Annotated in this window: 24 protein-coding genes and 1 tRNA gene; 20 read left to right on the forward strand and 5 right to left on the reverse strand. The window is 59.0% G+C overall.

Annotation, left to right across the window (positions count from 1 at the left end; all coding sequences use genetic code 11):
• The first annotated feature begins 587 nt into the window (after positions 1–587).
• The 15 genes from HF327_RS11905 (at position 588) to HF327_RS11975 (ending at position 10,441) form a co-directional block, all read left to right on the forward strand.
• On the forward strand, positions 588–1,562 hold the full coding sequence (locus HF327_RS11905; protein WP_169108432.1) for a P63C domain-containing protein: 975 nt from the start codon (positions 588–590) through the stop codon (positions 1,560–1,562).
• A 192-nt stretch (positions 1,563–1,754) separates the two neighbouring features.
• Positions 1,755–2,402: a DUF1281 family ferredoxin-like fold protein gene (locus tag HF327_RS11910; RefSeq protein WP_169108433.1), complete on the forward strand. Its 648-nt coding sequence runs from the start codon at positions 1,755–1,757 to the stop codon at positions 2,400–2,402.
• A 374-nt stretch (positions 2,403–2,776) separates the two neighbouring features.
• Positions 2,777–3,346 carry a 3'-5' exonuclease gene (locus HF327_RS11915; protein WP_158235164.1) on the forward strand — a complete coding sequence of 190 codons (570 nt, stop codon included), beginning with the start codon at positions 2,777–2,779 and terminating at the stop codon, positions 3,344–3,346.
• A gap of 1 nt (position 3,347) precedes the next feature.
• Positions 3,348–3,506, forward strand: a complete 159-nt coding sequence (locus HF327_RS11920; protein ID WP_169108434.1) for a hypothetical protein — start codon at positions 3,348–3,350, stop codon at positions 3,504–3,506.
• A 58-nt stretch (positions 3,507–3,564) separates the two neighbouring features.
• Entirely contained in the window at positions 3,565–3,894 is a 330-nt protein-coding gene (locus HF327_RS11925) for a hypothetical protein (RefSeq protein WP_169108435.1), read from the forward strand.
• Positions 3,887–4,105, forward strand: a complete 219-nt coding sequence (locus tag HF327_RS11930; protein ID WP_169108436.1) for a hypothetical protein — start codon at positions 3,887–3,889, stop codon at positions 4,103–4,105. Before HF327_RS11925 ends, HF327_RS11930 begins: the two co-directional genes overlap by 8 nt.
• A complete protein-coding gene (gene rdgC, locus HF327_RS11935; protein ID WP_169108437.1) occupies positions 4,105–5,316 on the forward strand; it encodes a recombination-associated protein RdgC in 1,212 nt (403 codons plus the stop codon). Before HF327_RS11930 ends, rdgC begins: the two co-directional genes overlap by 1 nt.
• Before the next feature lie 101 nt (positions 5,317–5,417).
• On the forward strand, positions 5,418–6,005 hold the full coding sequence (locus HF327_RS11940; protein ID WP_169108438.1) for a DUF1566 domain-containing protein: 588 nt from the start codon (positions 5,418–5,420) through the stop codon (positions 6,003–6,005).
• Positions 6,006–6,047: 42 nt separating this feature from the next.
• The gene (locus tag HF327_RS11945) at positions 6,048–6,449 is read left to right on the forward strand and encodes an Lcl C-terminal domain-containing protein (protein ID WP_169108439.1); all 402 of its coding nucleotides are present in this window, start codon (positions 6,048–6,050) and stop codon (positions 6,447–6,449) included.
• Between the two features lie 27 nt (positions 6,450–6,476).
• The gene (locus tag HF327_RS11950; protein ID WP_169108440.1) at positions 6,477–6,938 is read left to right on the forward strand and encodes a four helix bundle protein; all 462 of its coding nucleotides are present in this window, start codon (positions 6,477–6,479) and stop codon (positions 6,936–6,938) included.
• Between the two features lie 153 nt (positions 6,939–7,091).
• Complete coding sequence (locus HF327_RS11955) at positions 7,092–8,192, forward strand: RNA-directed DNA polymerase (protein WP_169108441.1); 1,101 nt, start codon at positions 7,092–7,094, stop codon at positions 8,190–8,192.
• 223 nt (positions 8,193–8,415) lie between these two features.
• Positions 8,416–9,330, forward strand: a complete 915-nt coding sequence (locus tag HF327_RS11960) for a hypothetical protein (protein WP_169108442.1) — start codon at positions 8,416–8,418, stop codon at positions 9,328–9,330.
• A gap of 3 nt (positions 9,331–9,333) precedes the next feature.
• Complete coding sequence (locus HF327_RS11965) at positions 9,334–9,507, forward strand: hypothetical protein (protein ID WP_169108443.1); 174 nt, start codon at positions 9,334–9,336, stop codon at positions 9,505–9,507.
• Entirely contained in the window at positions 9,507–9,869 is a 363-nt protein-coding gene (locus HF327_RS11970; RefSeq protein WP_169108444.1) for a hypothetical protein, read from the forward strand. The genes HF327_RS11965 and HF327_RS11970 overlap by 1 nt, the downstream gene beginning before the upstream one ends.
• 350 nt (positions 9,870–10,219) lie before the next feature.
• Positions 10,220–10,441, forward strand: coding sequence for a helix-turn-helix transcriptional regulator (locus HF327_RS11975; protein WP_169108445.1), 222 nt, complete (start codon positions 10,220–10,222; stop codon positions 10,439–10,441).
• Here the strand turns inward: HF327_RS11975 and HF327_RS11980 are convergent.
• From HF327_RS11980 to HF327_RS12000, 5 genes are all read right to left on the reverse strand, one after another.
• Complete coding sequence (locus HF327_RS11980) at positions 10,435–11,628, reverse strand: tyrosine-type recombinase/integrase (protein WP_169108446.1); 1,194 nt, start codon at positions 11,626–11,628, stop codon at positions 10,435–10,437. The genes HF327_RS11975 and HF327_RS11980 overlap by 7 nt on opposite strands.
• A 175-nt stretch (positions 11,629–11,803) precedes the next feature.
• Positions 11,804–11,893 (reverse strand) — tRNA-Ser (locus tag HF327_RS11985).
• A gap of 31 nt (positions 11,894–11,924) precedes the next feature.
• A complete protein-coding gene (serS, locus tag HF327_RS11990; RefSeq protein WP_169108447.1) occupies positions 11,925–13,241 on the reverse strand; it encodes a serine--tRNA ligase in 1,317 nt (438 codons plus the stop codon).
• A gap of 183 nt (positions 13,242–13,424) precedes the next feature.
• Positions 13,425–14,414 (reverse strand): 4-hydroxy-3-methylbut-2-enyl diphosphate reductase, encoded by a 990-nt coding sequence (gene ispH, locus HF327_RS11995; RefSeq protein ID WP_169108448.1) that lies wholly within the window; start codon positions 14,412–14,414, stop codon positions 13,425–13,427.
• A gap of 1 nt (position 14,415) precedes the next feature.
• Entirely contained in the window at positions 14,416–14,898 is a 483-nt protein-coding gene (locus HF327_RS12000; RefSeq protein ID WP_099735906.1) for an FKBP-type peptidyl-prolyl cis-trans isomerase, read from the reverse strand.
• Positions 14,899–15,016: 118 nt separating this feature from the next.
• On the opposite strand from HF327_RS12000, the gene radC reads away from it, so the two are divergent.
• The 5 genes from radC to HF327_RS12025 all read left to right on the forward strand — a co-directional run bounded on the left by radC (position 15,017) and on the right by HF327_RS12025 (position 20,846).
• On the forward strand, positions 15,017–15,697 hold the full coding sequence (gene radC, locus HF327_RS12005) for a RadC family protein (protein WP_169108449.1): 681 nt from the start codon (positions 15,017–15,019) through the stop codon (positions 15,695–15,697).
• Positions 15,698–15,852: 155 nt separating this feature from the next.
• Positions 15,853–16,365, forward strand: a complete 513-nt coding sequence (locus HF327_RS12010) for a sigma-70 family RNA polymerase sigma factor (protein ID WP_169108450.1) — start codon at positions 15,853–15,855, stop codon at positions 16,363–16,365.
• A 7-nt stretch (positions 16,366–16,372) separates the two neighbouring features.
• A complete protein-coding gene (locus HF327_RS12015) occupies positions 16,373–17,365 on the forward strand; it encodes a FecR family protein (RefSeq protein ID WP_169108451.1) in 993 nt (330 codons plus the stop codon).
• A 128-nt stretch (positions 17,366–17,493) separates the two neighbouring features.
• A complete protein-coding gene (locus HF327_RS12020; RefSeq protein WP_236024156.1) occupies positions 17,494–20,100 on the forward strand; it encodes a TonB-dependent siderophore receptor in 2,607 nt (868 codons plus the stop codon).
• 89 nt (positions 20,101–20,189) lie between these two features.
• Positions 20,190–20,846 (forward strand): Smr/MutS family protein, encoded by a 657-nt coding sequence (locus HF327_RS12025; RefSeq protein WP_169108452.1) that lies wholly within the window; start codon positions 20,190–20,192, stop codon positions 20,844–20,846.
• Positions 20,847–21,110 lie beyond the last annotated feature (264 nt).

Here is a 21,110-nt window from a genome sequence, read left to right on the forward strand (position 1 = left end):
TGGCCACGGGTCAATAACCCGCTACGACTTATTACGCGCCGTTGCTAGCGCGGCCAGCCTCTTACCGCGAATAGGAGTCTGGCTTCGGCTCAGTACTTGTGGCGCCACTCTTGTCGCCGAGCAGGCAGGGACATCCATCCCTATGGCATCACCAGCACTTCACCTTAAGCGGCTTGACGAGCCGCAGTGGGCGTTGTCGGGCGCCCAGCGCAAGTATCGCAGATGACCACCTCATCCAATCTGCTCTCAGCTCCAAGGATGCCTATGTAGTTCGCCGCACCAATGCGCGGCGTCCCCAGGCACAAGCACCAGCGGGCATGGCCGCTGCTCTGCGCGGGTAGTCCTGCCCGTTTCCAGTCCTGCCAAAGCGCGGTACACGGTCAAACAGGTGAGGTTTACAGGGATACCAAGAACAGCAAAGCCCTCTGCGCAAGCAGCGCCAGCCCCTGAGCGACATCAGGGGCACAAACCATAGCCTTGCGTGCAGGGCTGCGGCTTGAATGCAAGCATCAGAGTTTTTGCATGCTTGCAATTCTTAGAAATGCTCGCTACATTGCAAGCATCAAAACTTTAAAGAATGCTTGCAAATGTCTGAGGAAAAGAAACCGAAACGCGCCGCGGGTGCTAAGGCATTAGCGGCAAAGATGACTCCTGAAGAGAGGGCGAGTAGAGCAAAGAAAGGTGCGGCAGCCAGATGGGGGCTCAAGGCTACTCACAAAGGTAATTTTCTTGAAGCCCTTGGTGTCGATGTTGACTGCTACGTCCTTAATGACATCGAAAAAACTGCAGTCATTAGTCAGCGCGGCATGGCTTCGGCGCTACAACTTGGCGGCGGTGGTGGCACTGCACTTCCTCGCTTTATTGAAGGAAAAACGGCATCCAAAGCCCTGGGTGCGGAAATCTCAAAAAAGGTAGCTAGCCCTTTGATTTTTAAGGGTGACATCCCGGGGGTGAATGCCCCTCCGATCGGTGACGTCCATGGATACGATGTCGGCCTTCTGATCGACATTTGTAAAGCTCTTGTTCTGGCAAATGCCAAGGGAGAGATGCTCAAAAGCCAAGCCAACATTGTTGCGCAAGCGAATGTCATATTGGCAGCATCCGCCAAGGCTGGGATCCAAGGCCTTGTATATGCATTAGCTGGTTACGATCGCACAAAAGAGGAAGTCATCGAAGCGTACAAATTGTACGTACGCGAAGAGGCCCGGGAGTACGAAAAGGAGTTCTCGCCTAACTTGTATGAGCAGTGGTATCGACTGTATGGGATTGCTCAATACGAGCGTGGTCGCCCGTGGGAGTTTCGCTACCTTACTATCGATCACATCTATAGGCCGCTTGCAAACAGTCACGGGAAGGTGTTCGACTTGGCAAAGCTAAACAAAGCTGAGAATGGTGAGAAGGGTGAAAAAATTCACCAATTTCTCTCTGAAATCGGCGTAAAGGCTCTGCGCACTCAAGTCGGCATGATTCTTGGTATTGCAACCGTCTCGGATACGCGGGAGCAGTACGAAAAGTACATCACCGAAAAAGTGTACGGACAGAAAGAGCTGAAGTTTGATTGACAGCTAGTCTGCCCAGTGCAGGTTTTCTTTTACCAGCCACCCCTTGAGGTGGCATTTTTTGCGTCCGGAGATTCTGAAATGTGAGCGAGTAGCCAGCATGCGGCATGCATGTGCCCTCCCCCGCAGGGCTAAGCGGGGCCAAAACAAAAGCGTCTTCATCCGAGGGCGCTTTTGTTTTTTCAAGGAGCAAAGATGCCAAATTGGGTCACGAACAAAGTGCTAGCTTCGCAGGCTGTAATTGAGGCCGCGACCAATCAACAAGGGCGATTTGATTTCAGCAAGGCTATGCCATCGCCGTGCATCGTGGGATCGGACTGGAATGGGATCAGCATGAGCGCCGAAACCATGGCAGAGACTGTAGTTGGACGGGCGCTTTCGGATCACCCCTTGCTTCGAGCACTGGAAGCCCAAAGCCGCGAGGCAGCAGACATCAAACAGCTGGATGACGAGAGCTTTGAGCAGTTCATCGGAATGCTGCGCAACCATCGAGCCTGCGGCTACCTGCACGACATGGATTTCGCTCGCAAAGAATGGGGCACCAAGTGGAATGCTTGCGAAGGGGTGGTTGATTCGCAGAACGGAACTGCTCAATTCGATACAGCCTGGGCTTGTCCAAAGCCTATCTTTGTGGCGCTCTCCAAGCAGTTTCCACAGGAAGTGATCACCATTACTTACGCAGACGAGGACATAGGCAGCAACTGCGGCATGTTCAAGCTGAAGAACGGCGAGGTGATTGAGGCGGATGAGGCTCAGCCATGGCGCGAGATGTCGGAGGAGCAAAAAGCGAAGTGGACAGCCTTCGCCTATGAGGTGAAAGGCTGGAAGCCCGAAGAAGAATAGCAACAGCCGGCCACCATCACGACTTGCCGGCGTAAGCGGCAGCCATCCGGCGTGACCACTCTAGCGAGTACGTTTGATCTCTGGAATTAGCCAGAGCAAGCGGTGATCAGGATCTTCGGCGCGGCCTCCGCTCCGTTGGCGAACAGTGGTCACGCCAGATGGCGCAGCACCTTTTATTAACCTAAGTGCGCATTTTTTCTGCCTGACCCTCATCGGGCAGAAGAAAGCTGCGCCATCTACCTTTTTTAGCCGGGCCTGGGAAATCTCCTCCCTCTCTATTACTTCCCCAGGCGCGCCCCGAAAGGGAACCGGCTCTTTATTCAAGCCCGCAGCAACCGTCCGCGGGCTTTTTTCTTTGCCCACAGGAGACAAACTTGATTATCAAAGCCTCGCATATCGTGCTGGACCTCGAAACCCGCAGCACTAAGCCGAATGCCATCGTCGCGTCTATCGGCGCGGTTGCCATCAGCCCAGACCTGCAGCTGCTGACCAACGAATTCCACATCCCGCTGGCCCAAAACCTGCAATTCCCACGCCACGAAGACCCAGACACCATGCGCTGGTGGGCAGAGCAGTCCACAGAAGCGCGCTATGCGTCCATCATGGCAGCTCAGACGGTGCTGCCAAGCCAAGCGCTGCGCGACTTCGCAGCCTGGGTAGCCAGCGTTGCAGACCCAGAAAAGGTGAAGGTCTGGGGCAATGGATCCGTCTTCGACAACGTGATCTTGCGCAGCCTCTATGACACGTTTGACCAGCAGCCCCCATGGGAATGGCGCTTTGACCGCGACATGCGAACCATCCTGGACCTGCACCCCACGGCAAAGGATGTGGGTGACTTTGTGGGCGTGAAGCACATCGCCATCGATGACGCGCGCCACGAGGCTAAGCAGTTGGTCAAGGCTCTCTCGCTGCATCAAAGCCTATCGGCCAAGGGAGCTTTGTGACATGGCCGCTCATCCGCCTCGCACTTCAACGGATAGCACCACCTCAGGAACAAAACTGCTGATCGCCCTGCAGTGGGCACTGGCTGCTATCGGCATCTTCGGCCTGACAGGCGCGGCTGCGCTGCTCATGGCCTCCACCCCAAGCGCCTGGCCACTCTGACCATCAATCAACTTTTATAGCTACTCGCGCTTTATTCATAAGCGTTAGAGGCAAATTTATGCATTTTCAAGACGCTTATGAATTGGTGAGAGTCTTCGGGCCGCGCGCCACCGCACGCACCCTGAGCAAAGCCACTGGCATCTCTGCCCGCACCTTGGTCCGCCTGGCGACGGAGAGCGGCATCACCCTGCGCACCACGATTGAGCCGATCGCAGGGATTGAGCACCTGCCAGGCCTGCCCAACTTCACCGAAAGCCGTGCTTGGCGCGGCGGGACCACTCACCACATTGATTTATCCAAAGCAGGAGACAGCCCCGGCTATCTATCCCTGCTCATTCACCAATCTGGCGTGCAAGGCCACGACGATGAGGACGACAACGATGACTAAAGCCCTTTACGCAATCGCTCTGGCGATCCTCTCCGTGACGCTTGTGCTTCTGTGGATCTCTGGGCCAGCCCAGGCAGAGGAAGAACCCAGCGAACCACCATCCCCGACCGGCACTGTTCGTATGGCCGCCCGCGATGCGTTCGCCTGCCCCGGCATGCATGCCGAATGGCTGGACGAGAAGACTGTGCAATGCCTGAAAGTGAGCCCCTGATGTTCAAGAGCATGATCATTTACCGCATTGCCGAGAGCTGGCAAAGCGACCTGCAGGTGTTGGCTGATGCCCTGCAAAAGACATTGTTTGCCGAGTGCGGAGCGACGCAAGAGCGATCTGTGGGCTGGGTTCCGCCGCGCGGCGAGCAGCATGGCCCGCTGGTTGAATCCGTGGCCGGTCAATGGGTGATGCGCTTCATGACGGAAGCCAAGGTTCTGCCCGCTAGCGTGATCAATCGCAAGGTCAACGAGAAGGCAGAAGCCATTGAGAAGGTCGAGGGCCGCAAGCCGGGCAAGAAAGAGAAAAAGGACCTGAAGGACGAGGCCAAGCTAGATCTGCTGCCCATGGCCTTCACCAAGCAAGGTGCCATGTGGGTCTGGATCGACCCGCAGGCACGCACGCTAGTGCTCGACACCAGTGCCCAAGGCCGCGCCGATGAAGTCGTCACGTTGCTGGTTGAAGGCCTGCCGGGCTTCGCGCTGGCCTTGCTGGATACCCAAACCAGCCCGCAGGCGGCCATGGCGCATTGGCTGATGACGCAGGAGCCGCCCACCGGCTTCACCGCAGACCGAGAGACAGAGCTGAAAGCGGCCGACGAATCCAAGGCAGTCGTGCGCTACGCCCGTCACCCGCTCGACATTGATGAGGTTCGCCAGCACATCGAGCACGGAAAGATGCCCACCAAACTGGCGATGACCTGGGACGACCGCGTGAGCTTCGTTCTGACCGAAGGCCTGCAGATCAAGAACATCGCGCTGCTGGATGCGGTCATGGACGGTAACAGCAAGGACGACAGCGGCTTTGATACCGATGTGACGATTGCCACCGGCGAGCTGTCGCGCCTGATCCCCGATCTGATCGAAGCACTGGGTGGTGAAGGTCGAACCGGCCTGGGCGACCTGCCCGCCTCGCTTCAGAACGCGCCTGCTGCGGAAACTCTGCCTGCAAGCACTGCCAGGACCGCGCCCGCCCCTCACTGCGAAGCTGCTGGCGACGGTCCAGACCCGCTCTATGCCGAGGCCGTTGAACTGGTGCGCAAGGACCGGAAGCCAAGCATCTCCTATGTGCAGCGCAAGCTGCTGATCGGCTACAACCGCGCCGCAGCACTGCTAGAGCGCATGGAAGCCGAGGGGCTGGTGTCACGAATGGGTGCCAGCGGGCAACGCGCGCTCCTAACGCCCGCTACCCAGGCCCCCAGCGCCAGCAACTGACAATCTATTCATAGATTTGCATGAACCGGGCCGCGCGCCCACATCAATGAATCGTCTGCCCGCCACTGCGCGGGCTTTTTTTTCGTCCAAAGGAGAACCCCGTGCAGATTCATACACAGAACGTCATCATCCTTCCGCCAACCGCAACTGCTGACGCCATGGCAAGCATGGAGCGGCTCATGCAAAGCATTGGCCGCGCCGAAGCCCCGGCAGTCGCAGCCCAGCCAGACGGCAGGCCACAGATTGGTAGCTACTGGCCAGGCCAGGGCGGGCTCTACGCTGGTGACATGCGAGGCGACGACGGAACGATCTATGGACTGATCGTGTCCGACTGCGGCGATACCAAGGACGCCGGCTCAGCCAAGTGGGGTCCAGATGGTGAACGTGACCTGTCCCACTGGGATGGCCTGGATAACACTCGCCGCTTAGGCAACGAATGCCCAGCAGCAAAGCTGGCCGCCACGCACTCAGCAGACGAGCACAAGGACTTCTACCTCCCAGCCCGCCGCGAGCTGCAACTGGCCGCTGCAAATGTGCCTCATCTTTTCGGCGATGAGAGCTGGTACTGGAGTAGCACCCACTACGGCCAGAGCACCGCCTGGGCCGTCGATTTTGAGTACGGGAGCACGTACGACAACTTCCGGTACGTCGAGTTCCGAGTTCGTCCCGTCCGCAGATTCATCTATTGATCCCTTCAGCCCTTCCCTTCAATCCCACCAATGGAGCATCCAATGAGCACCACACCCGCAATCAACCAACCCTGGCCCGAACAGGGCGGCATCTTCATCGGCAGCCGCCTGATCGACGGCCTGGTGCACCACGTCGTCATCCCGGGCGGCATTGAGTTCGACCATACCGACATCCCATTCAGCCGGGTCGAGCAGGTGGTGGCCGAAGGCGATGAGCTGAACGGCTTTAGCGACTGGCGCGCGCCCGACAAAGAAGACCTGATGCTGGCTTATATCAACAGCCGCGAGTTCTTCGATACCGGCGGCTGGTACTGGTCACGCACTCCGGATGGCGAGCACTGGGCCTGGGCCGTCGATTTTGAGCACGGTTTCACGCACGACTGCTACCGGACCATCGAGTTCCGAGTTCGTCCCGTCCGCAGTTTTCCCGCTTCAGCGATTTAACAATTTGCGGGCGTAGCCCGCCTTGGCATGGCACTTCACACTGACACCGAAATCTACAAATCCACCTATGACTTGAGCAAGCTGGTCACCCTTCTGGTGGCCAACATGCCCAGGAACTTCAAGGCCGACTTCGGAGCCGAGCTGCGGCGCCGATGCATGGCGCTGGTCATGCGCACCTACGAGGCCAACACCAGTGTGGACAAAGCCGCAGTCCTGCAGCGCATGCGCATGGAGATCGAGACCGTCAATCTCTCCTTGCGCCTGGCTGTGGATCTGCGGTTGATTTCGGTTAATCAGTACAGCCGCGCCATCGCCATCACTGACAGCATCGGCAAACAAGCCACCGGCTGGCAGAAGTACTCGGAACGCGCGCACGCTGCCGGACCGTCAAGGCAGTCCGGCCAAAGCGCCTTGGAATCTGGTCGAGCCGCTGGGCCACAAGCCCACCGAAAGGCGCAACAGGGATATCGGCAGACGCATCTGCAGTGATCTCGCGCAGTTTGCCCGCTGAAATCTCGGCGGGCCGACGTGATCCGCTCGGCGCCCCTGGGCCGTCGATTTTGAGAACGGAAACACGAACAACAACAACCGGAACAACGAGTTCCGAGTTCGTCCCGTCCGCAGACTCCACCGAGAAACTTTATGGATACTGGCTATTCGCTCGAAAAGCTGGTGCAGGCCTATTTTGACTGCCGCCAGCACAAACGCACCTCCGCCAGCGCTCTGCTGTTCGAGCAGGCGCTGGAACACAACCTCATGCAACTGCATGAAGAGCTGCAGGATGGCAGCTACCGGCCCGGTCCATCCATCTGCTTTGCGATCAGCCGGCCACGGCCGCGCGAAGTCTGGGCCGCGCAATTCCGGGACCGCATCGTGCACCACCTGCTCTACAACCAGATTGCCGATCGATTCCACCGCCGCTTTATCGCAGACTCCTGCGCTGGCATTCCCGGGCGCGGCACGCTGTACGCAGCCTCCCGCCTAGAGGCCAAGGTGCGAAGCCAGACGCAGAACTGGTCAGTGCCCGGGCACTACCTGAAGATTGATCTGGCCAATTTCTTCGTCTCCATCGATAAGCGCATCGTCTGGCCACTGTTGGTCAAGCAGATCCCGGAGCGCTGGTGGCGCGGCTTGGCCAAGATCATTCTCTTCAACGATCCGCGCGCAGACTTTGTGCAGCGCGGAAGCCCAGAGACGCTAGCCGCCGTTCCAGTGCACAAGCGCCTTGCCAATGCCGCACCCTACTGCGGTCTGCCCATTGGCAACCTGAGCAGCCAGTTCTTTGCCAATGTGCTGCTCAACGAGCTGGACCAGCATGCAAAGCACCGCGTCAGGGCCAAGCACTACACGCGCTATGTTGATGACATGGTGCTTCTGCACGATTCGCCCCAGTGGCTCAATGGCGCGCTGGCCAGCATCAATGCATTCCTGCCCAGCCTTCGCTTGCGCCTGAATCCACGCAAGACCGTGCTTCAGCCCATCGCTCGCGGCATTGATTACGTGGGCCAGACGATCTATCCGTGGCGCCGGACAACGCGCCCGCGGACTCTGCAGCAGGCCTTGGCTCGCATCGAGACCATGCCGGCCGATGAGGTCTACGCCAGCGGAAACAGCTATCTCGGCCTGGTGCGCCAATCCAGCTCCAGCCACAACGAACAAGCGCTCATATGTAGAGCGCTACTGAAACGAGGCCATGCAGTTGAAGGGCTGCACCTCACCAAAGCATTTCGCAAACACCACTGACCCCAGCCCGCCGCCGCGGGCTTTTCTCATTCTGGGAGCCAATATGCAAGACAAGATCACGATCGCAGACGCACCTGACTGCTTGAATACAAATGACAAAGCCATGTGGGTGCTTGGCTACCAAGCAGCAATTGAAGCCCGCAGCACATGCCTGCTCCAGATCCAAGAGCCACCCACAAAGACCGAAACTCTTGCTCACTACAGCCAACAGGCGATTCTCGCCATGGATGAAGCAGCGCCAGCAGCCGTGGCAGTGCCTACGAAGTTGCCTACAGGTGATGAGATTCGAGCGATAGCGAGGTCTGTAAGCACCAGTTCGTCAGACAGCCCATCGCCATCGGAGTACGTGATGGCCGGCTACCGCGCCGCGCTTGCCGCCACCACGGCAGCAGATGCGCCTCTGAACGCAGAAATGCTGGCCGCCCTTCAATCCGTAGGGATGGATGCAGTTGGTGTGGGAGGTGGCGAGAACACCATCAGCGATTCAGCCAGGGCGAAGGTCGAGGCCGTACTGGAGAAGATTGGCGCGCCTTGGCCAAGCTCCGACACGGCAGCAGCCGCGCCAGTGGTGCTGCCTGAGCCTGTTGGATGGATTGATAAATCGGCTCTTGAGTGGATCGGAAGCCGTGATCGCGGAACCGACGCCTATTCAACTGCATATTTGCACAAGAGCCAGTGCGCAGAAGCGGGTGAGCCTATCTACACAGAGCAGCAAATGCGCGCCCTGCTGGCCGGAGTATCTGCACCGGCAGCGCAGGCGGTGTGGGACGGCAAGCTACCCGAGAGCCTGCAGCGCGCATTGAATGAGCTGCGCATCGACTGCAAGACCGATGCCATCAGCAGCCTTGAGTTTGAGGTGCGCTCTGTCTTTGAAGGCATGCACACATCACTAACAACAGTGAAGCGCATGTATCACGCCGCGCAAAAGCGCCTTGATTCGACTGACGCGGCGCAGCCTGACCCGTTCGCAGCACCCCAGGCGCAGGCAGACGCGCGGGATGCGGCCCTGCTGGATTTCATCGAATCCCATGCTGAAGGCGTTATCCGCCTTGATGCAGTCCCCAACTATCTCTACTGGGGGAAACATTGGGAACACAAGACAGCCCGCGCCGCTATCGCGGCAGCAAAGGGGGAGTGAGACATGCCAATGCCACTTACGCCGGATGCATTTTCAAAGCTGATCAACCAGGACGTTCAGTGGCTTAAAGCCAATGCACCCGACTCACTGGAGCGGCAGCACATCATTCAGGTGCTGCATCAGAGAGCAAATGACTACGCACAGCGCGCCACCCAGGCAGCGCAAGGGGGTGAGTGATGGGCTATTCAGTTGGATGGGACAGCGATAACAACCGCTGGATGGGATACGGCGTGCCCAGCACATGCGAGCACCCTGAGTGCAACGAAAAGGTTGATCGCGGAATGGGCTGCTCTTGCGAAGGCTGCGGCCTCGCCTTTTGTGGAAAGCACTGGCACATGGGCTTTTGTGAGCCGTGCCTGAACCTCACTGACGTGGGCGAATACCCGGATGGCATCAATCCATTCCGCGCAAAACCAGAGCACCCAGAGTGGCTAGGTCACCTAAGAAACGACCCAACCTGGGCCGAATGGCGCAAGGACAACATGGCACAGCTGGAGGCATGGGATGCAGCAGCCAAGGAAGGAGCGCAGCAGGGATGAGCCGCAAACGAGACATCCGCCGCGCCCGCCGTGAGCGCGAACAAGAGAAACGTAACCCCGAGCCCCGCCACTGAGCGGGGTTCTGCTTTATGGGAGCCACGATGGCAACCAGCGCCAGCACGGTAGGCCTGCCGGAAGACCAAGCCTACCTACTCCACCACTTCAACTGCCCCTACTGCATATCTGCCGGGGCAACGCCTGGAAAGCAGCAGCGATGCCCGGAGGGGCTAAAGCTCTGGGATGCCTACAACCAAGCTGCCCGGCCGCCACCCAGCACCCGCAGGCCGCGCCCATTACGACACCCCTAAACAAAAAGCCCCGAACTTCGGGGCTTAACTTTTGATAGCACTATGAGCAATATCACAAGCACTGAGAATCAGATTCAGCCACTGATTTACACCAAGGCCCAGCTGCCCGCTATCGTGGGTCTGAGCAAAGCCACTATCGACCGCATGCGCAAAGAAAAGGCATTCCCCGAAGCCATCGTTCTTTGTAAAAACAAGGTGGGATGGCCCGTAGATGTGGTGAAGCAGTGGATTGCCCAGCGCCCCACCGCCACCGGTATTTATTGAGCCTGGATGCAGTGATTGGCCCAATCCTGCATCAGCTGCGTCCGTTTCTCCAGCAAGTCACCCCGGCGGTAAGCAGCTTCCACTTTGCTCTCTATGGTGTGAGCCAGGGCCATCTCCACCACATCCTTGTCATAGTCCGTGCACTCTGCCGCCCAGTCGCGGAAGGTGCTACGGAACCCATGGGGCACAGCAGTAAGCTCCATTCGGCGCATGACCGCCGTAAGCGTCATATCCGACAACGCTTTACCCGATTCACTTGGGAAAACGTAGTCGCACCCCTCTTTGCGAGCCTGACCGGCCAGCAGCGCCAGCGCCTGTTTTGACAGGGGCACGCGATGCTCGCGCCGGGCTTTCATGCGCTCGGCTGGAATCGTCCAGACTCCCGCCCCCATATCAATCTCACTCCACACCGCCTCTCTAGCCTCACCCGACCGCACAGCGGTCAGCACCTGGAATAGCAGCGCCTTGGCGCCCTGACCTGCGCTCGCGGCAATGGCCCCCACAACTGGTGCAACCTCTTTGTACGGGACAGCCTCATGGTGGCGCACCTTCGCAATCTTGGTGGGCTTGGGCAATATCTGATCAAGGTGCCCTGTCCATCGCGCAGGGTTCGGGTGCTTGTGCCCACAGAACACGGCGGCCCAATCAAGCACCGTTTCAACCCGGCCACGCACGCGCGATGCGGTTTCGGTCTTGGTGTGCCAGATCGGCTGCAGCAGCGCAAGAATGTGCTGAGTGTCGATAGTGGTCACATCCAGATCCCCAATGAAGGGGTAGGCGTAGGTTTCAAGAGTGGCTGACCACTGCCCGGCATGCTTGGCATTGCTCCACTCGCCTGACTTGGCGGTGATGCATTTATTTGCCGCATCCCTGAATAGCAGCTTCTTGGCCTGCTCCAGCTGGCGCTGGGCGCGAAGGCTCCCGCGCTCATCGATAGGGTCAATACCTTGCTGAATCTTCAGGTGGGCATCGCGCGCTTTGTCACGGGCCATAGACAGGGTGACTGTGGGGTACGAGCCCAAACCCATCCGCCTACGGGACTTGTGGATAACGTATCTCAAGACCCATGACCGGCTCAATCCAGCCACCCGTAAATGCAGCCCGGCCACGCCACCAACGGCAAACACGCCATCTGATTTCAGGCGTGCAACCTCCAACGCTCCCAGCTCTTTACTGATCTTTGGCATATCGTTTCAATCTTGTAGGCCATCCTGTAGGCCATAAAGATTATGACTGAAAGAGGCGATATGAGGCCATTTGAGCCAAAAGAAATCAATAAATGGATAGTTTTCGCTGATCTAGGATCGAATAGACGAAAAAAAGCACGCCAGTAGCGTGCTTTTAGTCACAAATCAAATGATTTGGCGGAGAGGGTGGGATTCGAACCCACGGTACGTTTGCACGTACGCCTGATTTCGAGTCAGGTACATTCGACCACTCTGCCACCTCTCCTGTGTCGAAGCATCTATTCTAACCTGAAAAATCAGGCCTTCAACAAAGTTTTCCCGCCCATGTACGAAATCAGTGCTTCAGGCACAGAAATCGAGCCATCGGCGTTCTGATAGTTTTCCAGAACAGCGACCAGCGTGCGGCCCACGGCCAGACCGGAACCGTTCAGGGTATGGACCAGTTCGTTCTTGCCTTGTGCGTTCTTGAAGCGTGCCTGCATACGGCGAGACTGGAAAGCTTCGCAGTTGGAGACCGAGCTGATTTCACGGTAGGTGCCCTGCGCAGGCACCCAGACTTCCAGGTCATAGGTCTTGGCTGCGCCAAAGCCCATGTCGCCGGTGCACAGGCTCATCACGCGGTAAGGAAGGCCCAGCTTTTGCAGCACGGCTTCGGCGTGGCCCGTCATTTCTTCCAGCGCTTCATAGCTCTTTTCGGGATGAACGATTTGCACCATCTCGACCTTGTCGAACTGGTGCTGGCGGATCAGACCGCGCGTGTCGCGGCCGCCGGAGCCGGCTTCGGAGCGGAAGCAAGGGCTGTGCGCCGTGAGCTTGATGGGCAGACGATCTTCGGCCAGCACTTCATCGCGGACCAGATTGGTCAGCGGCACTTCGGCGGTGGGGATCAAGTACAGCGCAGCGGTGTCGGGCACCGGTTCGGCGTCTTGACCACCCTTGTTGGCCGCGAACAAGTCACCCTCAAACTTGGGCAACTGGCCCGTGCCTTTGAGCGAATCGCTGTTGACGATATAGGGCACATAGCATTCGGTGTAGCCGTGCTCTTCAGTCTGCAGGTCCAGCATGAACTGGGCCAGCGCACGGTGCAGGCGTGCGATCTGGCCTTGCATGACGGTGAAGCGCGAACCTGTCAGCTTGATACCAGCTTCAAAGTCCAGGCCGATGGGTGCGCCCAGGTCCACATGGTCCTTGATTTCGAAGTCAAAGGTCTTGGGCGTGCCAAAGCGGCGCACTTCCACATTAGCTTCTTCGTCAGCACCCACGGGCACGGATTCGTGCGGCAGATTGGGAACGGCTACCAGCATGGCTTGCAGCTCGGTCTGGATTTGATCGAGGCGCGTAGCGGATTGCTCCAGCTCGCTCTTCATGGCGGCAACTTCGGCCTTGGCAGCTTCGGCAGCGTCTTTTTCGCCCTTGCCCATCAGCATGCCAATCTGCTTGGAGAGCTGGTTACGCTTGGACTGCAGCTCCTCCGTACGCGTCTGGATGGACTTGCGTTCGGATTCCAGTGCCTTGAAAGCTTCCACGTTCAGGAAGGCTTGGGGGTTCTTGCGGGTCTGCAGTCGGGCGACGACCGAGTCCAGATCTTTGCGGAGAAGTTGAATGTCGAGCATAGATTGAGATTTTAGAGCGACTGGCCGCCCCCGGCTTGCGCTCAGGGGCTTGCGAAGGTTCGCTATCAAAAGCAAAGCGCCTTGCGCCGACCATTCATAGCGTTCAGGATGAATACCACCTAAAACCATTAAACAGCCAGCGCAAGGCGCTATGAAATAAAAAGCTATCCGTGGGATGAAGGCTTAGTGTCCAGTCTCCGGTGCCTTGCGCACTTCGATCTCAAGGCCTGTGGCCTCGTCGATCTTCAAACCCTTGGGCAGCGGAAATTTGATGGTTTCCTCAATGCCGTCCATCTTGCGCACGGCCACGGCACCCAACTGCTTGATGCGGGCGATGACTTCATTAACCAGCACTTCAGGCGCAGAAGCTCCAGCCGTCAGGCCCACGCGGGCGGTATCGGTAAACCACTCTTCTTTGAGCTCACCCGCGTTGTCCACCATATAGGCGGGCGTGCCCAAGCGGGCGGCGAGTTCGCGCAGGCGGTTGCTGTTGGAGCTGGTGGGGCTGCCGACGACGATGACCAGATCCACCTGGGGCGCGAGAATCTTCACGGCGTCCTGGCGGTTTTGCGTGGCGTAGCAAATATCCTGCTGCTTGGGTTCGCGCACGCTGGGAAAGCGGGCGCGAATTGCGGCTTTGATGCCTGCGGCGTCGTCGACCGACAAGGTGGTCTGCGTGACCACGGCCAGCTTCTCCGTCTGGCGCGGAGCCACCATGGCTACGTCCGCTTCATCTTCAACCAGATGAATGCCTTCGGACAGCTGACCCATGGTGCCCTCGACTTCCGGGTGACCCTTGTGGCCAATCATCAGAAATTCGTAGCCTTCCTTGGCCAACTTGGCGACTTCGACGTGCACCTTGGTGACCAGCGGGCAAGTCGCATCAAAAATGGAGAAGCCGCGGCGCACCGCCTCTTGCTGCACAGCTTTGGAGACGCCGTGGGCCGAGAAAATCAGCGTAGCGCCTTCAGGGACATCGTCCAGTTCTTCAATAAAGATAGCGCCCTTGGCCTTGAGGTCGTTGACCACAAAGGTGTTGTGCACGATCTCGTGACGCACATAGATCGGTGCGCCGAACTTGGTCAACGCACGCTCGACGATTTCGATGGCGCGGTCCACGCCGGCGCAAAAGCCGCGTGGCTCGGCCAGCAGAACTTCTTTGCCGCCCAGCACTTCAGAGTACCCCGATCAGCTTCACTTCAAACGTCACGGGCTGGCCAGCCAGCGGGTGGTTGAAGTCAAACAGCACGGCGCCATCTTCGCGCACCTGCACCACGGCACCGGCGTAGCTGCCCAGACCGTCTGGCGTGGGGAACTGCACCACATCGCCAGCGGTGTATTTCTCATAAGGGTCACCCAGCTCATTCATGAGCTTGCGGGCCACCCACTGCATCATTTCTGGGTTGCGCTCACCAAAGGCCTCGCCAGCAGCCAGCTCAAAGGTGGTGTGCGTGCCTTCAACCACGCCAATCAGCTTGTCTTCCATGGCCGGGGACAGCTCACCCGCGCCCAGCGACAGGGTCGCTGGCTTTTCATTGAAGGTGTTGATCACATCGCCTGCCGGGCCGGCCAGACGGTAATGCAGCGTGAGAAATGAGCCTGCCTGCACGACGGGCAGGTCCGCGGCAGCGACGGTGGGGGTTGCGCTTGTGGTCATGAAAGTCCCGATAAACTGGGCTTCATTGTAAGAGCGCACCGATAACCTCTTCACTGCTGCGTTGAGATTACCGGCTCGCCCCTAAGATTCTTCGCTTGTCGCAAGCCGCCCAACACCCATGCCCATCAAAGACCTGCCACTGGACGCTCAGCCGCGCGAAAAGCTCGCTCAGCGGGGTTCGGCCGCGCTCTCGGATGCCGAGCTACTGGCCATCATCCTGCGCACGGGCATGGCCGGAAAAACCGTGCTGCAAATGGCGCAAGAGCTGCTGGAGCTGCCCGGCACCGGCGGTCTAGCGGGTCTGCTGGCCGCAGATTACAAGGCGCTGAGCAGCGTCAAAGGTCTTGGCCCGGCCAAGCGCGCAGAGCTGATGGCTGTGCTGGAGCTGGCTCGCCGCGCCACCGCGCAGCAGTTGCGGGAGCGAGAGGTGTTCGCATCGCCAGAAGCCGTCGAACATTATCTGCAGCTGCACCTGGCAGCCAAAAGCCATGAAGTGTTTGCCGTGCTGTTTCTAGATAGTCAGAACCGCCTGCTGGCTCTGGAGGAAATGTTTCGCGGTACTTTGACGCAAACCTCGGTTTACCCTCGTGAAGTCGTGTTGCGCGCTCTCCACCATCAAGCCGGTGCGGTCATCCTGGCCCACAACCACCCCAGCGGCAGCGTGCAGCCCAGTCATGCCGACCGATCATTGACCGCAACGCTCAAAGCCGCACTGGCACTGATCGATGTCCACGTGCTCGATCACATCATCGTAGCCCCAGGCGCTGCGCTTTCCATGGCCACGCAAGGCCTCATGTAACCCATTTTTGACTGATGAATGGTCTTGCGAGCCCGCTTGCCGCAGGCGATTTCAACGCTCAAGAGCAGGCGAAGGGAAGGATGGCAGGGTGTTTTGCAAGCATTCTCACAAAAACATAGAATGCGAAGAATTCTCATTTGCAATTCCATCAACCCATGTCTTCACAGCCTGCAGCGGACCCGGTCCACACGCTCTATGTCGATCACCATGCCTGGCTGCAGAGCTGGCTGCTGCGCAGGCTGGGTAATACGCATCAGGCTGCAGATCTGACACAAGACACATTTGTCAGAGTGATCGCAGGTCAGCAGGTGCATGCCATTCGTGAGCCCAAGGCATATCTGACCACCTTGGCCCAGCGGGTGCTCTACCACTTCTGGCGCAGGCGGGAACTAGAGCAGGCCTGGCTGGATGCACTGGCCACCCTGCCCGAAGAAGTAGCTCCGTCGCCGGAAGACTATGCACTGGTTCGCGAAGCCATCGAAGCCGTGGATCAGTGGATGGAGGGCCTGCCACCCAAAGTTCGCCAAGTGTTTCTGCTGCGCCGTCTCGAAGATCTGAAACATACAGAAATTGCAGAGGTCATGTGCCTTTCTGTCGCCACCGTGGAGCGATACATGAAGCAGGCATTGATGCAGCTTATGCAGCTGCCGCAGCCCCTTCATTCTTGACCGATCCATGGACCGCAACACAGAGCAAGCCATTGACTGGCTGATCACGCTGGATTCTGGCCGCGTCAGCGAGACCGAGCGACAAGCCTTTGAAGTCTGGCTACACCAGTCACCCGTCCATGCTCAGGCTTGGGCCTTGTTGCAACAACGCCTGTCCCGCAGCATGGGCACGGCATCAACCCAGTTGCGCCGCGATGGCAGCGGCAATACCGCGCTGGGCATTCAGGCACTGCTGGCCCCCATACCCACGACGGCTCGCAGGCGAAAAGTACTGGGTGGTGGCCTTGCCGCCTTGGTGGCCAGCGCCACAGCGGGCTGGATGGTGCATCGGCAGACGCCACTGACCACTTTGGCCGCCGACTTGCGTACCGGAACAGCGCAGCGCATGAACCACCGCCTGCCCGATGGCAGCGAGATTTTGCTGGATGCCCGCTCTGCGGTAGACATTGCCTTCAATGACGCTCTGCGTCTGGTGCACCTGAGAGAAGGTGCCCTGATGGCGCATGTGCTGGCCGAGGCGGATTCTGTACGCCTTCGTCCCTTTGTCGTGCAAAGCGCGCAAGGACAGGTACAGGCGCTTGGCACCCGTTTCATGGTGCGCCAGGCGCAAGGCAGAACGCTGGTGCATGTCACCGAACACAGCGTTCGTCTGAGCATCCCCAAAGGCCAGCAGCACACACTGCATGAAGGCCAGAGCGCCTGGATGGACGCGGATCAGATCACCCCCATAGAAACAGAACGCATGGACCCCGCAGCCTGGGTCGACGGGATCATCAGTGTTCACGATCAATCACTGGGAGAAGTGATTGAGGCGCTGCGGCCATACCAGGCCGGAATCATCCGCATCAGCCCACAAGCCGCTCAGGTGCGCATTTTTGGCGTCTTCTCCCTGGCTCAGCCCCAGCAGATGCTGCAAGACCTGGTGAACACCCACCCGGTACAGATTCGCCAATGGGGCTCTTGGCTTACGGTGATTGAGATGAGCAAAAGCGGCTCGTAGCAAATGCCGCACAGCCAACACCGCAAACATTCAGGAAAAAATTTCAATGCGTGAGGGGTTTTCAGGTGCTTGTTGCACATAGCTAGTGAAGCCAGATATTTCACAGCAACGACCGGACACCTGACACCATGGCCTTTTCTTACCATCCCCCCCTGCCCCGCGAAAACTGCCTGCAGCGCCCTCCTTCCATGCTCTTGCCCATTGCCATGGTCTGCTCGCTGGCTACGTTTTCCAGCACCCATGCGCAATCTGCGGAGCCCGCACCAAGTGCCACCAAGACCGCTCAGGCATCGCCCGCAGACGCATCGGCGAAATCCGCCCAGTACACCCAGGCCGTGAGCTGGAATCTGCCCGCCGGTCCACTGGACGATACCTTGACTCGTATCGCCCGCCAGGGCCAGCGCAGCATCAGTGCCAGTCCCGCTTTACTCGCAGGCAAGCGCGCGCCAGCCGTGCAAGGCAGCTACAGCGTGGAACGTGCAGCACAGCTTGCGCTAGCAGGCAGCGGCTTGCGGCTGGCCAGCACACCGAACGGCACCCTCACCGTTTGGCAAGATAGCGCGGCAACGGCCTCCGTGCCCGTCTCCGGCTCTGCCGTTGCAGGGGCAAGTTCGGCTGAGCATGCCTTGGCTGAAGTGCGGGTCACCGCCCATGCAGACAGCTCGGGGACCACCGAAGGTACGGGTGCCTACACTGCCCAAGGCCCCACCAGCATGTCCACAGGACTTGCACTGAGCCTGCGCGACACGCCCCAGTCGATCAGCGTTATCACACAGCAACGCATGGAGGATGAGAGCCTCACCACCATCAACGAGGTGCTGATGCGTACCCCAGGCATCAGCACCTCGGTGCTGGGCACCGAACGCAGCAATGCCAATGCACGCGGCTATGCCATCACCAACTACCAGATCGATGGGGTCAGCACGCATTCCGAGTTTCTGGGTCTGGATGCACTGCCCACCCAAAGCATTGCCGACATGGCCTTGTATGACCGCGTGGAAGTGCTGCGCGGCGCATCGGGCCTGACCACGGGCGCAGGCGACCCCTCGGGCATCGTCAACCTGGTGCGCAAAAAGCCTACCGAGCAGTTTCAGGCCTCAGCCGAAGCCAGTGCGGGCTCTTTTGGTAACCGCCGGGCCATGGTTGACATCTCTTCGCCACTGAACGAAGCAGGCACCGTGCGCGGGCGCTTTGTGGGCGTGCACCAAGATGCCGACAGCCACATTGACTTCTACAGCAAGAAAAAAGACGTGCTGTATGGCGTGATACAGGCCGACCTGACATCCACCCTGCAGCTCACAGCTGGGCTGGACCACCAACGCAGCCGCTCACGCGGCTCCATGTCGTATCTGGGGTTTCCGCTATTCAACAGTGAAGGCCAACAAAATCAGTTCCCCACCTCGTTCAACAGTGCCAGCCGCGATAACCGGTTCAATACCAACTCGACCACCACCTTTGCGGCGCTGGAACAGTCGCTTCCCGACAACTGGAAGCTCAAGCTCTCTGCCAACCACCTGCGCTCCTCCCAGCGAGAAGATGCCGTTTACCTGAACGTCAATGCCGCGCCATTTGACCCTGTCACTGGCGATGGCCTGAAGCTGAATGCCGAACGACGCGACTACCGCTTGCGCAACAAGACTTTTGACATCCATGTGCGCGGCCCCATCACACTCGGCGGCCGCGAACATGAACTGGTTTTTGGCATGGACCATACCAGCTTTCAGAGCTATACCGATGGCAGCCTGGATGTGAGCGGACTGCGCGGAAAACCCGTCAACATCTACCAATGGGATAACAACGGCAAGCCCGTGTTTAACAATCCCACCGTGGTCTATGACAGCACCCGCAGCCAGAGCAGCGTCTATGGCGCAGGCCGCTTTGCGCTCGCCGACAGCCTGAAGCTGATCGTTGGTGGCAAGCTGATGAACTACCGCAGTGACTACGTCACCACCAACACCAGCGGCTACTACGCCAACTCACCGGCATCGGAAAACCGCATATTCACGCCCTATGCCGGTCTGATCTACACCCTGAGCCCGCAGCACACCCTGTACACCAGCTACTCCACCATTTACAACCCACAGACCTCACGGGATCGCAATGGAGCCTTTCTTGACCCACAGGAAGGCAATACCTATGAGGCTGGCATCAAAAGCGACTGGCTGGGCGGGCGCCTGAACAGCAGCGCGGCTATCTACCAGATCCGCCAGGACAATCTGGCCACCGATGACCCGGGCCAGTTCATTCCAGGCACCACCGACACCGCCTCTCGCGCCATCAAGGGTGCCAAAACACACGGTATCGACCTAGAAGTCAATGGTGCCATCACACCAGACTGGGCCATTACCGCCTCCTACAACTTCAGTGCCTCAAAAGATGCGAAGGGCGCTCGCATCAACACCACCTTTCCCCGCCACATGGCCCGCTTGTGGACCACGTACCGCATGCCAGGCGAATGGCGCAAGCTCACGGTGGGTGGCGGTGTGAACTGGAACAGCGGCATCTCCTACACCGGCGAAATCTGGCAGATCGGTAAAGAAGCCACCGCTCGCCAGGGCGCTTATGCAGTGGTCGGCCTGATGGCACGCTACCAGGTCAATGACAAGCTCGCGCTGAGCCTGAACGTAAACAACCTGTTTGACCGAAAGTACATCGCGGCCATGTCAGGCTGGTGGTACTCGGGCATGTACGGCACACCACGCAGCGTACAGGTCAGCGCTCGCTACAACTTCTGATCCAACGCACAAGCGGGGGCCTGCAAAGCCCCTGCTGTGCCAGCATTTGCTCTGAGGGCAGGCAAATATGCGGTACAACCGGCGTCACCATGATGCTGAAAGCCACCCGTTTCCAGGACCTCGCCCCTCTTCGCCGCTCGCTGGCCGAAGCGGCTGCACGCGAGGCCTTGCGCCAGCAACAACGGGCCGAGGCCGTGCGACGGGCGCTGGAAGAGCAAAACCTGTTTGAAAAAACGGTGGGGCCGGTCACGCCGCTGCGCAGCCCCACCACCCGGCGCTGGCAACCGAGCGAGCCACCGGCACCCGAGCCGCTGCAGTTTCTGCTTGACGAGCAAAGCGTGCTGCGCGAAGCCATGAGTGACGAATTCGATGTCAGCACCTTGCTGGATGTGGATGACCAGCTGAGCTTTCGCCGCCCTGGCATCGGGCTTGATGTGACGCGCAAGCTGCGCGGTGGCCACTGGAGCATTCAGCGCCAGCTGGACCTGCACGGCCTGCGCTCTGACGAAGCCCGCGAGGCACTGGGACAGTTCATTCGACTCTCGCACCGCACAGGCATACGCTGCGTGCGTGTCGTACATGGTAAAGGGCTTGGATCACCGGGTCGCACGCCCGTGCTCAAGGGCAAGGTGCATAGCTGGCTGGTGCAAAAGAAGGAAGTACTGGCCTTTGTACAAGCTCGCCCGGCCGAGGGCGGCGCAGGTGCATTGCTCGTTCTGCTGCAGCCGGGAAAAAGACGAGTCTAGTGAATCCTAACCAGCTCTGACCACCTGAAGAGTGCTGTTTTCGAAAGCACTCCACGGCTCCCAAGGCGCAGCCCAAATAGGCGGCACTCTCTCTCTTTACCCTCCACATTCATGTCGTCTCTTACATTGCATCCTTTCCGCCTGACCGCCTGCCTGCTGGCAATCTCCCTGTCTCTGGCTGCCTGCGGCGGCGGCGATGGAAGCAGCGCCAGTCTTGAAAACAGTAATAGCAACAGCAATGGCAGCAGCAATGCCGTAGGTAGC

It is taken from the genome of Comamonas suwonensis (assembly GCF_012844455.2).
GTDB classification, from domain to species: Bacteria; Pseudomonadota; Gammaproteobacteria; order Burkholderiales; family Burkholderiaceae_C; genus Comamonas; species Comamonas suwonensis.

What these genes read in the sequence shown, in the direction of transcription:
- HF327_RS11945 (WP_169108439.1), top strand. Translation starts at nt 6,048, where the DNA reads ATGAGCACCACACCCGCAATCAACCAACCCTGGCCCGAACAGGGCGGC.
- HF327_RS11960 (WP_169108442.1), top strand. Translation starts at nt 8,416, where the DNA reads ATGGATGAAGCAGCGCCAGCAGCCGTGGCAGTGCCTACGAAGTTGCCT.
- HF327_RS12025 (WP_169108452.1), top strand. Translation starts at nt 20,190, where the DNA reads ATGATGCTGAAAGCCACCCGTTTCCAGGACCTCGCCCCTCTTCGCCGC.
- HF327_RS11910 (WP_169108433.1), top strand. Translation starts at nt 1,755, where the DNA reads ATGCCAAATTGGGTCACGAACAAAGTGCTAGCTTCGCAGGCTGTAATT.
- serS (WP_169108447.1), bottom strand. Translation starts at nt 13,241, where the DNA reads ATGCTCGACATTCAACTTCTCCGCAAAGATCTGGACTCGGTCGTCGCC.
- HF327_RS11965 (WP_169108443.1), top strand. Translation starts at nt 9,334, where the DNA reads ATGCCAATGCCACTTACGCCGGATGCATTTTCAAAGCTGATCAACCAG.
- HF327_RS11950 (WP_169108440.1), top strand. Translation starts at nt 6,477, where the DNA reads ATGGCACTTCACACTGACACCGAAATCTACAAATCCACCTATGACTTG.
- radC (WP_169108449.1), top strand. Translation starts at nt 15,017, where the DNA reads ATGCCCATCAAAGACCTGCCACTGGACGCTCAGCCGCGCGAAAAGCTC.
- HF327_RS11970 (WP_169108444.1), top strand. Translation starts at nt 9,507, where the DNA reads ATGGGCTATTCAGTTGGATGGGACAGCGATAACAACCGCTGGATGGGA.
- HF327_RS11920 (WP_169108434.1), top strand. Translation starts at nt 3,348, where the DNA reads ATGGCCGCTCATCCGCCTCGCACTTCAACGGATAGCACCACCTCAGGA.
- HF327_RS12020 (WP_236024156.1), top strand. Translation starts at nt 17,494, where the DNA reads ATGGCCTTTTCTTACCATCCCCCCCTGCCCCGCGAAAACTGCCTGCAG.
- HF327_RS11930 (WP_169108436.1), top strand. Translation starts at nt 3,887, where the DNA reads ATGACTAAAGCCCTTTACGCAATCGCTCTGGCGATCCTCTCCGTGACG.
- HF327_RS12000 (WP_099735906.1), bottom strand. Translation starts at nt 14,898, where the DNA reads ATGACCACAAGCGCAACCCCCACCGTCGCTGCCGCGGACCTGCCCGTC.
- HF327_RS11905 (WP_169108432.1), top strand. Translation starts at nt 588, where the DNA reads ATGTCTGAGGAAAAGAAACCGAAACGCGCCGCGGGTGCTAAGGCATTA.
- HF327_RS11975 (WP_169108445.1), top strand. Translation starts at nt 10,220, where the DNA reads ATGAGCAATATCACAAGCACTGAGAATCAGATTCAGCCACTGATTTAC.
- HF327_RS11980 (WP_169108446.1), bottom strand. Translation starts at nt 11,628, where the DNA reads ATGCCAAAGATCAGTAAAGAGCTGGGAGCGTTGGAGGTTGCACGCCTG.
- HF327_RS11955 (WP_169108441.1), top strand. Translation starts at nt 7,092, where the DNA reads ATGGATACTGGCTATTCGCTCGAAAAGCTGGTGCAGGCCTATTTTGAC.
- HF327_RS12015 (WP_169108451.1), top strand. Translation starts at nt 16,373, where the DNA reads ATGGACCGCAACACAGAGCAAGCCATTGACTGGCTGATCACGCTGGAT.
- HF327_RS12010 (WP_169108450.1), top strand. Translation starts at nt 15,853, where the DNA reads ATGTCTTCACAGCCTGCAGCGGACCCGGTCCACACGCTCTATGTCGAT.
- rdgC (WP_169108437.1), top strand. Translation starts at nt 4,105, where the DNA reads ATGTTCAAGAGCATGATCATTTACCGCATTGCCGAGAGCTGGCAAAGC.
- HF327_RS11925 (WP_169108435.1), top strand. Translation starts at nt 3,565, where the DNA reads ATGCATTTTCAAGACGCTTATGAATTGGTGAGAGTCTTCGGGCCGCGC.